9 protein-coding genes and 1 pseudogene are annotated in these 13,629 nt (G+C 36.2%); 4 read left to right on the top strand and 6 right to left on the bottom strand.

The features are described from left to right. The 6 genes and pseudogenes from EDM02_RS05880 to EDM02_RS00535 all read right to left on the bottom strand — a co-directional run. A pseudogene (locus EDM02_RS05880) lies at positions 1-1,107 on the bottom strand (leucine-rich repeat domain-containing protein); the annotation flags it as partial. Positions 1,108-1,223: 116 nt separating this feature from the next. Next, positions 1,224-1,445 (bottom strand): hypothetical protein, encoded by a 222-nt coding sequence (locus tag EDM02_RS00515; protein WP_123662216.1) that lies wholly within the window; start codon positions 1,443-1,445, stop codon positions 1,224-1,226. A gap of 165 nt (positions 1,446-1,610) precedes the next feature. Beyond that, positions 1,611-2,429 carry a leucine-rich repeat domain-containing protein gene (locus EDM02_RS00520; RefSeq protein WP_123662218.1) on the bottom strand — a complete coding sequence of 273 codons (819 nt, stop codon included), beginning with the start codon at positions 2,427-2,429 and terminating at the stop codon, positions 1,611-1,613. A 59-nt stretch (positions 2,430-2,488) separates the two neighbouring features. Beyond that, positions 2,489-2,710, bottom strand: coding sequence for a hypothetical protein (locus tag EDM02_RS00525; protein ID WP_123662216.1), 222 nt, complete (start codon positions 2,708-2,710; stop codon positions 2,489-2,491). Between the two features lie 203 nt (positions 2,711-2,913). Beyond that, entirely contained in the window at positions 2,914-3,906 is a 993-nt protein-coding gene (locus tag EDM02_RS00530) for a leucine-rich repeat domain-containing protein (RefSeq protein ID WP_123662220.1), read from the bottom strand. Between the two features lie 209 nt (positions 3,907-4,115). Then, complete coding sequence (locus EDM02_RS00535; protein ID WP_123662222.1) at positions 4,116-5,447, bottom strand: leucine-rich repeat domain-containing protein; 1,332 nt, start codon at positions 5,445-5,447, stop codon at positions 4,116-4,118. 345 nt (positions 5,448-5,792) lie between these two features. Here EDM02_RS00535 and EDM02_RS00540 point away from each other — a divergent pair, with 345 nt between their 5' ends. The 4 genes from EDM02_RS00540 (at position 5,793) to EDM02_RS00555 (ending at position 12,589) form a co-directional block, all read left to right on the top strand. After that, positions 5,793-6,884 (top strand): glycosyltransferase family 4 protein, encoded by a 1,092-nt coding sequence (locus EDM02_RS00540; protein ID WP_184891053.1) that lies wholly within the window; start codon positions 5,793-5,795, stop codon positions 6,882-6,884. Positions 6,885-7,611: 727 nt separating this feature from the next. Next, a complete protein-coding gene (locus EDM02_RS00545) occupies positions 7,612-10,236 on the top strand; it encodes a PLP-dependent transferase (RefSeq protein WP_123662226.1) in 2,625 nt (874 codons plus the stop codon). 287 nt (positions 10,237-10,523) lie between these two features. Continuing rightward, positions 10,524-12,197, top strand: a complete 1,674-nt coding sequence (locus EDM02_RS00550; protein WP_123662228.1) for a hypothetical protein — start codon at positions 10,524-10,526, stop codon at positions 12,195-12,197. Positions 12,198-12,337: 140 nt separating this feature from the next. Further along, positions 12,338-12,589, top strand: coding sequence for a hypothetical protein (locus tag EDM02_RS00555; protein WP_123662230.1), 252 nt, complete (start codon positions 12,338-12,340; stop codon positions 12,587-12,589). The last annotated feature ends 1,040 nt before the right edge of the window (positions 12,590-13,629 follow it).

The raw sequence follows: 13,629 nt of genomic DNA on the forward strand, positions 1-13,629 counted from the left end.
ATCTAGGTAAATATTCAGTCTTGAGTGTGATTGCACTTGTCTGTTTATAATAGCTACAGCTAGCGCTATTGCCCCTTCAGAACCAATGTTATTACCCTCCAGATTAATCCCCGTAATTGTACTATTCTTTTCCAAAGTCCCAGCTAGCTTTACTGCTCCTTCAGAATCAATATTATTATTCACCAGGCTAATCTGCCTAATTGTACTATTCTTTTCCAAAGCCTGAGCTAACGCTTTTGCCCCGTCAGAACCAATATTATTACTGTTCAGTGAAATAAACCTAATTGTACTATTCTTTTCCAAAACCTGAGCTATCGCTATTGCCCCTTCAGAACCAATATTATTACCCCCCAGATTAATCTCCGTAATGGTACTATTCTTTTCCAAAGCCCGAGCTATCGCTGTTGCCCCTTCAGAACCAATGTTATTAATATCCAAGTTAATCGTTGTAATTGTACTATTCTTTTCCAAAGCCTGAGCTAACGCTTTTACCCCGTTAGAACCAATGTTATTACTGTTCAGTGAAATAAACCTAATTGTACTATTCTTTTCCAAAGCGTGAGCTATCGCTTTTACCCCGTTAGAACCAATGTTATTACTGTTCAGTGAAATAAACCTAATTGTACTATTCTTTTCCAAAGCGTGAGCTATCGCTGTTGCCCCGTCAGAACCAATGTTATTAATATCCAAGTTAATCGTCGTAATTGTACTATTCTTTTCCAAAGCCTGAGCTATCGCTATTGCCCCTTCAGAACCAATATTATTCCTATCCAGGTAAATCTTCCTAATTGTGCTATTCTTTTCTAGGGTTTGAGCTAGCGCTTTTGCCCCATCAAAATCAATGTTACTGTCACTCAGCCAAATATTATTAATTGTTTGATTATATGCCAAAGTTTCAGCTGCTGCACGCAAATGGTTTGCATCGGTACCATTTGGCCAATCGCGAAGTTCTGTTAGGGTACTGAATTGATTTACATAGGATCTATACAACGCATAATAATGTTGACGTCTAGCCAATTCAGCACGCACAAAAGCAGCTTCCTTAGAATTTTGTGGCAAACGCCGTTGCAGCTTTTCAAGATGATATGCACCAGGCATACATTTCATTATTTGTTCCGTTAACTCAGGTGAAAGATCCGTTAACTCATTTGGAGACCGTTGCAATAGGAAACAAAAATTTAATAAAAGAAATAAGCGTCTACCTAATCATTACTAAAAAGTCTTTAAAAGTACATAAAAAATAATATTTTAGTGCTGTAAACGTACAAAAATGTACAAGTTACATCTAGATTTCTATAAAAAATACGTTGCCATTTTTCTATTGCAACGGCCTCATTTGGAAGCCGTATTTCAATTGCATGATCTATTGCCTGGTTGCTAACCTGACATGCCGTAAAACTACTACCTAATAAGAACAATCTAGGAAGGATAAACTGCTTTTTCATATTTTTATTCGTTTAATTGTACTGTTTTATAGTGTTAAGGACAAATCAAGCCATTGCTATACTTCTTTTACGTTTTAATAATCAGTCAGTTATAACTATTTTATCCTTTCTACTGTATATAAGAAGCTTAAATGTCCTGCTCTATCCTCCAAAGCTCAAGAACCGTTAGGGTATGCAAGTGTTCCGCATATGTTCTAACCAATCCAAAGCCCGAGCTATCGCTGTTGCCCCTTCAGAACCAATGTTATTAATATCCAAGTTAATCGTTGTAATTGTACTATTCTTTTCCAAAGCCTGAGCTAACGCTTTTACCCCGTTAGAACCAATGTTATTACTGTTCAGTGAAATAAACCTAATTGTACTATTCTTTTCCAAAGCGTGAGCTATCGCTTTTACCCCGTTAGAACCAATGTTATTACTGTTCAGTGAAATAAACCTAATTGTACTATTCTTTTCCAAAGCGTGAGCTATCGCTGTTGCCCCGTCAGAACCAATGTTATTAATATCCAAGTTAATCGTCGTAATTGTACTATTCTTTTCCAAAGCCTGAGCTATCGCTATTGCCCCTTCAGAACCAATATTATTCCTATCCAGGTAAATCTTCCTAATTGTGCTATTCTTTTCTAGGGTTTGAGCTAGCGCTTTTGCCCCATCAAAATCAATGTTACTGTCACTCAGCCAAATATTATTAATTGTTTGATTATATGCCAAAGTTTCAGCTGCTGCACGCAAATGGTTTGCATCGGTACCATTTGGCCAATCGCGAAGTTCTGTTAGGGTACTGAATTGATTTACATAGGATCTATACAACGCATAATAATGTTGACGTCTAGCCAATTCAGCACGCACAAAAGCAGCTTCCTTAGAATTTTGTGGCAAACGCCGTTGCAGCTTTTCAAGATGATATGCACCAGGCATACATTTCATTATTTGTTCCGTTAACTCAGGTGAAAGATCCGTTAACTCATTTGGAGACCGTTGCAATAGGAAACAAAAATTTAATAAAAGAAATAAGCGTCTACCTAATCATTACTAAAAAGTCTTTAAAAGTACATAAAAAATAATATTTTAGTGCTGTAAACGTACAAAAATGTACAAGTTACATCTAGATTTCTATAAAAAATACGTTGCCATTTTTCTATTGCAACGGCCTCATTTGGAAGCCGTATTTCAATTGCATGATCTATTGCCTGGTTGCTAACCTGACATGCCGTAAAACTACTACCTAATAAGAACAATCTAGGAAGGATAAACTGCTTTTTCATATTTTTATTCGTTTAATTGTACTGTTTTATAGTGTTAAGGACAAATCAAGCCATTGCTATACTTCTTTTACGTTTTAATAATCAGTCAGTTATAACTATTTTATCCTTTCTACTGTATATAAGAAGCTTAAATGTCCTGCTCTATCCTCCAAAGCTCAAGAACCGTTAGGGTATGCAAGTGTTCCGCATATGTTCTAACCAATTTAAAGTATGTTGTACTGAGCAGGCCTCCTTTCTCTGTTAATCTTTTCCAAAGCCATAGCTCGTGCTGCTTCTTCTGTAATACCAGTTTTACTCCAGTCCAGGTAAATATTCAGTGTTGATAATTGTACTTCTCTGTTTATAATAGCTACAGCTAGCGCTATTGCCCCCTTAAAATCAACATTATTATCATGCAGACTAAAATACCTAATTGTGCTATTCTTTGCCAAAACCGTAGCCAGCTCTTTTACACCTTTACAATCAATATTACTCGAACTCAGGTCCATATTTATAATTGTGCTATTTCTTTCTAAAGCCTGAGCTAGCGCTTTTGCCCCTTCAGAACCAACATTATTATAAGCCAATGAAATATCCGTAATGGTACTATTCTTTTCCAAAGCCTGAGCTAACGCTTTTGCCCCTTCAGAACCAATATTATTATGCCACAGGATAATCTTCGTAATGGTACTATTCTTTTCCAGAACTTTAGCTAGCGCTGCCGCCCCGCAAGAACCAATTGAATTCCCAGTAAGGTAAATATTCGTAATTGTGCTATTCTTTTCTAAAGCCCGAGCTAACGCTTTTGCCCCTTTAGAGCCAATACTTCTGAAAGCCAGGTCAATCTTCGTAATGCTTCGATTGTATGCTAAAGCTTCAGCTGCTGCACGCAAATGGTTTTCATCGGTGCCATCCGGCCAATTGCGAAGTTCTGTTAGGGTGCTGAATTGATCTACATAGGATCTATATAAGGCATAATAATGTTGACGTTTAGCCAATACACGATCCGCAACAGCAGCTGCATCAGCAGTTGCATAAAACCTTTGTGGCAAACCCTGTTGCAGCCTTTCAAGATTATATGTAGACATACATTTCATTGTTTCGTCCATTAACTCAGTTGGAAGCCATTTTTCATCTATTGCCTGGTTGCTAACCTGACATGCCGTAAAACTGCTACCTAATAAGAACAACCTAGGAAGAATAAACTGCTTTTTCATATCTTTATTCGTTTAATTGTATTGTTTTATAGTGTTAAGGACAAATCAAGCCATTGCTATACTTCTTTTGCGTTTTAATAATCAGTCAGTTACAGTTATAACTATTTTATCCTTTCTACTGTATATAAGAAGCTTAAATGTCCTGCTCTATCCTCCAAAACTCAAGAACCGTTAGGGTATGCAAGTGTTCCGCATATGTTTTAACCAAGTTAAAGTATATTGCACTGGGAACGCCTCCTTTCTCTGTTAATCTTTTCTAAAGCCTGAGCTCGTGCTGCTTCTTCTGTAATACCAGTTTCACTCCAATCCAGGTAAATATTTAGTCTTGAGTGTGATTGCATTTGTCTCTTTATAATAGCTACAGCTAGCGCTATTGCCCCCTCAGAACCAAAATTATTCTCACCCAGTGAAATATACATAATTGTACTATTCTTTTCCAAAGTCCCAGCTAGCTTTACTACCCCTTCAGAATCAATATTATTATTCATCAGGCTAATCGTCGTAATGGTAGTATTCTTTTCCAAAGCCTGAGCTAACGATTTTGCCCCGTCAGAACCAATATTATTACTGTTCAGTGAAATACACCTAATTGTACTATTCTTTTCCAAAGCCTGAGCTATCGCTGTTGCTCCTGCAGAACCCATGTTATTCCTCCACAGGCTAATATCCGTAATTGTACTATTCTTTTCCAAAGCCTGAGCTAACGCTTTTACCCCTTCAGAACCAATGTTATTACTCTCCAGGTAAATCGTCGTAATGGTACTATTCTTTTCCAAAGCCTGAGCTATCGCTTTTGCCCCGTCAGAACCCATATTATTACCCCCCAGATTAATCTCCGTAATGGTACTATTCTTTTCCAAAGCCTGAGCTATCGCTTTTGCTCCATCAGAACCAATATTATTACCCCCCAGATTAATCTCCGTAATGGTACTATTCTTTTCCAAAGCTTTAGCTATCACTTTTGCCTCGTTAAAACTAATATCATTCATATCCAGGTAAATCTTCCTAATGGTACTATTCTTTTCCAAAGCCTGAGCTATCGCTTTTGCCCCGTCAGAACCAATGTTATTATTCCACAGTTGAATCGTCTTAATGGTACTATTCTTTTCCAAAGCCCGAGCTAGCGCTTTTGCCCCGTCAGAACCAATTCTTCTGCCACTCAGTTCAATCTTAGTAATGCTTCGATTGTATGGCAAAGCTTCAGCTGCTGCACGCAAATGGTTTTCATCGGTGCCATCCGGCCAATTGCGAAGTTCTGTTAGGGTGCTGAATTGATCTACATAGGATCTATACAAGGCATAATAATGTTGACGTTTAGCCAATACACGATCCGCAACAGCAGCTGCATCAGCAGTTGCATAAGACCTTTGTGGCAAACCCTGTTGCAGCCTTTCAAGATTATATGTAGACATACATTTCATTGTTTCGTCCATTAACTCAGTTGGAAGCCATTTTTCATCTATTGCCTGGTTGCTAACCTGACATGCCGTAAAACTGCTACCTAATAAGAATAACCTAGGAAGAATAAACTGCTTTTTCATATTTTATTCGTTTAATTGTATCGTTTCATATTTCAAATGCGCTTGGCACAAATCAAGCCACTGTTATACTTCTTTTGCGTTTTAATGAATCATGTTATAACTATTTTATCCTTCTTAACTGTATTAAGAAGTAAGAAGTTTGATGTCCTTCTCTATCCTATAAGCAGAATAGAGGCACTCTTTGCAAAGATACTATTGTTAATGAAGTTTTGCAAAAATCATTAATTATTAGCCATTTGTTATAATCTATAAAATATGGCTGCCAGGCATGTGAACGGATACAATTAATTTAGTAGTTAAATTAAAAATATTTCTGCCACGCAAATGAACGGATACATAAAATACATGCAACCATGGGGTATTCTATTCTTTGCAGATCGCCTCCCTCCATTAATTGGAGGTATGGAAATACATGCCAAGTATTTTATAGAATATTTTGATAATCACCATAAATTTCATATACTGGGCATAGTTACCAAAAATGCTATAGGACAAAATTGTGTTATTTTAAAGGGTAATAACCGATTGATACAGCTAGATACACTAGCGGACTTATTTTGTCCATCTTTTTTATTTTTCAATAGTGGGAGATGGATAGAAACATTTGCGCAACTGCGCAATGGCTTTCCAAAAGCTAAATTTATATACCGTACGGGAGGTAATGAAATCTTAAAGGCAGATCTGGTGAGCAAAAAAAAATCCAGTTATTTGGCGCGTAGGATCTATTGGGTCGATACTTTAAATGATACAATAGATATACTGTTAACCAATTCTATTTATACAGAAACGCGCTTACGTGCAATGGGTATAACAGCTCCTTTTCAATGTTTTATAGGGGGTGTTCATACAGCTGCATTAAAAGCAACAAAAGCTTTACATCCTAAGCGGTTGACTATTTTTTGTGCTGCGCGTTTTGTTCCCTATAAACACCATGCTATAATGGTAGATGTAGCGTATGAATTGGTATTGCGAGGCTATAGTTTTACATTAAGGTTAGCAGGAGATGGCCCTTTATTGGAAAAAATCAAAAGGCAAGTAGCTGCGTATAAGCTTACTAACGTTATAAAGTTTCTTGGCGTATTAGACCATGCACAAATATGTCAAGAAATGGTAGAGGCATCTATCTATATGCAGTTAAGTAGTGATCACCTAACAAAGGTTCCAGGTGGTTCATATATGCATGCAGAAGGCATGGGTCGTTCTATCTTAGAAGCGCTAACAGCTGGAACTTTTGTAATAGCGGGTCAGGGTGGCGCTTTATCAGAAATCGTTGTACCACCGTATGGCTTACTGGTTGACATAGCTGATTTCCATACAATGGTAGATCAAGTGGAAGCTATTTTAAATACGCCTTTAGTCAAAAGACCTATAGGTGATACATTTTGTTGGTCAAAAGTGTTTAAGGGTTACGAAACCTTGTTTGATGGTATGGGATGAAATTATTAGTAGTTACAGAGAAATTTAGCCCAAATATAACCCATCGAGATGGTGGTACTAGGTTAGTAGATACATTAATAAACGGTTTTAAGCACTCTATAAGTATCATGCAATTTGGAGAGATGGCTTATTCTGCTGCTGCCTACAGCTTGGCATTTTGATTATCCTATTTACGTAAACAATCGTTTTAAGCATTAATAATGCCATTTTTACAAAGGCATACTGTATTTGTGTTGTACATATCTGCTACTGCTGTATTAAACAGACATTGGTTCTATTTAGTTTAGCTGGTTGCCATTATGGTATCTATGGGAAAAGAAAATATAGCAAGGAGAAGCAACAGCTTTTTAGATAAAGTGGATAAACTGGTATGGAGCTTATGTATGTAGCAGCCTCAAAAGTAGGTGTTAAGGGATATGCGACTGCTCGGTTAAGCATTAAAAAATGCTAATGCTTGCTAGAATCGAAAAAAAATTCGTAAGTTGGTGGTGAGCATATCACAGCTGTAACTATTCTACTTTTTTTATGGGATTATGAACAAAAGTTAAAAGGTATTAAATTAATTTTAACTACATTTGAAGGAAGAGAATTTACATGGAATGTTATGTATTTAATTGAGGTAGTGGTGATTGCTGTTACTAGCTAGTGGGAAAAGCAATAGCTGGACTGTGTTTGATACTGCCAGGTAACTATACCTGTTAGGCCAACGCATTAAAAACAATAACTAATGAACTATAGATTTTTTTGGAAACCGTCGGATACCATATGTAAGCTTATTTTTATCGTCGTTATTTTCAGCAGTGCTTCTATGGTTAAGGATATACATACAAAAAACAAACCCTGTGTTAGCGATACTCCAGCAGCTATGCCAACTTCTTCCATTTGCAGGGAAGATACTGTACCTACCAATAGGATCCTTTGGAAGGCCAATACGCAATTGATTCATCCTCGCAAGGTTGAGACACTGCTTGGTAACAATCCTTTATTCCCTCCTGTTTATCATTCCATTTATATGCTTCATAATAGGGATGCATTAAAATGGTGGCGTACGCATAACAGTGATGTGACCTATTACTTGGATCAACGTGAAGATAAAAATCCCAATATTAAGCAATTGGAAATCATGCTTGCCAAAGCACAAAACAGAGAAGCATGTTTGGTCTTTACTTCAGGTATGGCTGCTATTTCATCTCTATTTTTTTCGCTACTGAAGCAGCCTAGTGACACAGTTATTTGTTTTAGCGAAAATCACAGCTTATCGAAAGCTTGTTTGCATACATTGCGAAACTTTGGCATCCAATTTGATGAAGTAAGTTTCCATCCCTATGATGATTATTTAGAACAAATCCAAAAAAAAATCCAAGAGCGCTTACAGGAAGGGAAACAGGTTAAACTTATTCATTTTGAAATACCTTTAGGCCCCATGTTACGGGTGGTAGATATAGATGCTATTGTACAGCTAGCAAAAAAATATAATATACTGACCAGTTTAGATGCTTCATTGGGTGGTGTTCATCACTATAGTGCTTATGATCAAATAGATATAGTATGCCATGCGTTGTCAAAAATTGCAAATGGTCACGGTGATTTGCTGGGGGGGGCTATTGTTGGGAAAAAAGAGCTTATAGAACAGATTTACTTTAAAGGTCAAGTTTTATTTGGATGCGAAATGGATCCCTACAGAGCTGCCTTATTGGCAAGTCATTTGAAAACATATGAGCTTCGTTATGATAGACAACATGCCAGTGCTAAAAAAGTTGTTGATTTTCTACTAAATTACAATAAAAAAACAAAGGGGGAAACGCAAACAATTCGAGCAATCCACTACCTTGGCTTAGATCATCACCCTGATAAAGCCATTATTTCCAAACAAATGCAGGGTCGTATGGGAGATATTATCATCCTGGAGCTTGACTCGCAAGTTGCTGAAAATGGAGAGGAATTTTGCCGAAGATTAAAGTTATTTCAAATGACATGGGGAAGTGGGTATTGTGAATCATTGGTCATACCCTTGAATCACTTTGTTAATCATGGCAATTCTAAAAAGGCCATCGGCAGGCATCAATTGATAAGATTGTCAATAGGGTTAGAAGATCCAGATGATTTAATTGCAGATCTTAAGCAAGCATTAAACCTATGCAACCATCCATTGCATCCCTCTAAATGGAAGCTCAGTACACAGTTCATTCATCCCTTTGATCCACGAGATTATCCTGCGTATTTCAAAACCTATATACCTATTTTGCCGCCTATTCAACACGCTACACTTTCGGTGCCTGCGCCTAATATAGATTTCTTTGATAAAAAGCAATTTCTTTATACCAGGGGCAGACATGTAACCAATACAGATCTTGAGCAAAGGCTTGCTGAAGTACAGAAACGAGAAGCTTGTTTGGTTTATGCCTCCAAGATAGCAGCCATTACTTCTACTTTTTTCTCCTTATTAGAGAAAGATGATCGTGTTATTATTTTTCAGGAAGCTTCTAGGAAAACAAAATGCGCTTTAGAACATTTTAGAGACCATTTTGGTATTAAATTGGAGGTTATAACGCTTAAGGAGGGCTATCTACAAGAGCTTACAAAGAAAATAGAAGACAAGCGTAATGGCAATGTTAAGTTGATTCACTTTGCACCTTTATTTCAGCCCATGTTGCGTCTTGTAGACATCGATGAGATTTGTAAGATTGCTTACAAAAATGGTGTTTATACAAGCATGGATGGAACATTAGGAGGTATACACCAGTATACAGGTAATAGCTGTAAAGTGGACATTATGTTTCATGATCTGTCAAAAATACCAAATGGTCACGGGAATGTACTGGGTGGTTCTGTTGCTGGGAAAAAAGAGCTTATAGAACAGATCTATGCTAAAGGTCGTCATGCATGTGGTGCATCATTGGATCCTTTTGGTGCATATTTAATAATGAATAACCTCCAGTCTTATATGGTACGGTACAAAGCACATTCCAAAAATACACAAAAGATTGCCCAGTATCTTACGAAGCACCCTCATATTAAAAGCGTTAGGTGCCTAGGCTTATCTAATCATCCTGATACACAACTCAGGAGAAAACATGACAAACATAGGAAAGATTCAGGTGAGCTTATAATATTTGAAATCAAAGAAGATAGGCATTTAAATGCAACGATGTTTTGTCGTAAGTTAAAACTCTTTCAAATGGCTTTAGGTAATGGTTCAGTGGTATCTATGGCCTTCCCTGTGCATAGCTATCTTGAAAAAGATTTGCTTAATAAGCAAGCAACGAAATGTAATGATCGTTGGGTAAGATTATCTATTGGCCTGGAAGCAGTAGAGGATTTGATCAATGACTTAGGGGAGGTATTGGACTAAGCCTAATTTTAGTATTTCGGACAACCCATTTATTATCTAAGCGGATTGTGTATTAGCGGCTTCAAATCCCAATCCGTCTAAGAAGCCGGCCGCAATGGCCAAGATATTTTTCATAATTTTTTTATTTTTAAGATAAAAATCCTAAATTTGGGAGAAGTTTTTGTTTACTTATTAAGATATAATATAATATGGTTGTTTACATTAAAAAAAGAGGGCTTATTGTTTTTAGTTTTAGCTGGTTAAGCCTACTAGTCCTGCTATTTTCCTGTACTAGGATGAATCAGCGTATGATGCAAGCTTCCAGGATGGAAAATTTAGTAGAAAAGGTAAACAATTTAAAGGTAGAACCCATACAAAAATTACCGGATCATATAAATGATATAATCATAGCGCACGGGTTCGATTTTACGCCTCCTTATTTACAACGATTACTAAAAGGGTTTGACCAATTTTCACAAGAGACCATTCCATCCTCAAATTTTAAAATAAGTTATTTACCTAGATTAATGGCTTGGATGGTATTAATACATAATGTTCTCAATTGTACTTGTAGTAGTAATATGTCATTTGGAAATGATAAAACAACAATATATACAAATAATGATGCTGAATTAAGAGGGCTTTCCAGCAGTTGTTTTTACAAAGCAGCTGAACAGTTTCAGCAAACCATAGATCGTATTTTTAAGATATTAGACGATCGTAAGCTGCTTGTAGCAGGCCAGCCTCTGTCAATCAGGGATAATGTTTTTTTTGAGCCTGTAATTCAAGAGATTTTAAATCTATTTATGCCACATTCGGATGAGGAAAAGCAGGCGATGCAACAAATTAACAGACCGGATAATAGGGATAGCGATATATTCGAATTGTCCATGCACAGAATAATTGGAATACCCACCATTCCAGTCAATATGAATAAGAGACTTTTAATAGATGGGAATATGATGTTGGCCGTTATTTGTATGCAACTAAAATCTGGGTTTACTGGTTCTCCTTCGGCAATACTGGAAGAAACTACTAAATGTAAAACAGATATTTGCCAAATAAGAAAAAGTATGGCGACGATTTGTGCTAAACATATTCTTTTTTGGAGAAAAGAAGGGTATCATTATTTTGTTGCACCTGCAAAAAAAAATTCTTCTATGGTAGATCAAGCGTTTGTTAAGTGGAAGCCTTGTAATACGGTATCTAATGCAGAAGAAGCGCTGACTTTTCCTACATTTATATATGCAAACAATGCATTAGAAACCAGATCAGGAATTATGATTGAAGTAGATTTGAGTATTAACCAAGTGTTTATAGGTTATAAAGATGATTATAAGGCTTATCGAATTTCTATGATTGATTATGATCGTAGGGAATTTGCTAAGAATTTTCTTTCAACATTTTTTCCTGAATTATCTACAACTAAGCAAAGAAAACAAGAATGGTTTAATAAATTTATTGCCATGCCCCGCACCTATAAGGAATGGCAATCTATTGGATTAGAGGAATTCTTTAATCAAGAGGAGGATAAAAATATTAGAAACTTTTTTACGGAACTTGGTTTTAATTCTGATAATCTGCCTGATACCTTAAAAATATTAGAAGATTATACGAGCTATATGGAGCGGGAAACTAAAAGTCAACGTAGAGCTGCTAAGAAAGCAGCAGCAGCAGAAGAAGAAGAACGTAAACAAAACCAAAAGAAACGTAATAAAGAAAGGTTAAGTTTCCTTCAAGAACAGCCTATGAATAACTATAATGATCTAATTAAGTTTATAAATGTTTGTAATAAATCACGTTCAGAACAATCAGGAACTACTACTACCAGTAGTAGAGGGTCTCATCGTACCCTTCATACACCATCTGGTATAGTAAGCGCTGTAGTGCCTCATGGTAGACAAAAAGGGAATAAAGTGTCAAAAGAAACACAAAAGAATCTACAGCGGCGTATAGGTAGTAATAATAATGATGGGGATTAAATTGTAGCATACACACTGAGGCCGTTGCAATAGACAAATACACTTAGTCATCCATATTCGATTTTTCCCTCATTGAGGAAATGGTTAACTTAACTTGCGTATTTAGAGTTTATTGTTTTTAGCATTATTAGTGTATAGTTATGGCAATCCAATCAAGCGGTCAATTAAGTTTAATGGATGTAGGTCTTCATCCCTATTTTGGCTTACATTCCTCACACGGCTCCACAATTGAAGAGGGGGTAAAGTATGTTACTGCATTACCCCATAATCTTGTAGCTTTTCGTTGCCATCGGTTTGCTATATGCAATGCCTCTAAGCAGGCTATGATAGAAGCAGGCATGGTCCTATCTTCAAATGTATGCACAAGATTTGGAAATTATTGCTCCATTTAGGGATAGATCTGGGCTGATTGAAATACCTATCTTCTTAGAAGATGGTGGCTATCTATGGCGCAAGCACCCTATGGAATTAGATAAAAAATTGGAAAATCTTATCCTCTGTCAGGAAAGAAAAGTTATCAGCATCCATCCTATGCATTTTTCACTCAATACGCCAGATTTTTTCTATATGCATACTATTAAACAATCAGTCAGTCGAGCAGCATGGAAAAATATGACGCGTGCTACACTTAATAAGCTTAAGTGGCATAAATACGGCATAAGAAACCTAATCATGGAACTATTACAAATAGCACCAACAACTGTATCGAGGCCGTTGCAACAGGCCGACAGTATAATTTTTTCTATTTTTCCAGTATTATTTTTTGTTATTTTTTGCCATTTTTGGGGTTATGGCAGTNTTACGGAAGATCAGCTGGATACCATATTGCAAAATTACATATCCGTTCATTTGCGTGACAGCCATATTTTATAGATTATAGCAAATGGCTAATATTTAATGATTGATGATTTTATCCATTTTAAAAAAACTGCTTCTTTTAAAGTTACTTTGAGGCCGTTGCAATAGACAATTAAATTTAATCATAAATAATCCACTTTCCCCTCATTGAAAAAATGGTTAATTTAACATGAGTTTTCGGTGTTTAATTTTTTAGAATTATTACTAATGTATAGTTATGGCAATCCAAACAAGTGGTCAATTAAGTTTAGCAGATATTTCAGCAAGTAAACGTAAATGTAAACATNGCATAAAATTTTTAAAATATATATTTTCCCATTTTTAGTTTTTTTAGCGACAAATTCGTATTAGTTAGCCTTATTATTTTCGTAAAAACGGGCTATAAAGCGACAATTTTCCTTTTCTTGTTAAGCTTTTTACTCCATATAATCAAAATATAACCTCATTAGATAGACCTTGGGCCCTGTTAGATATTTTCATATTCAATATCATATATTCTACAAGCCATAGGTCCAAAATACTGCACAATCTTTTTTAGTATATCATTCATATTGAGAACTATTTCATGATACTG

Source organism: Candidatus Cardinium hertigii (assembly GCF_003788695.1).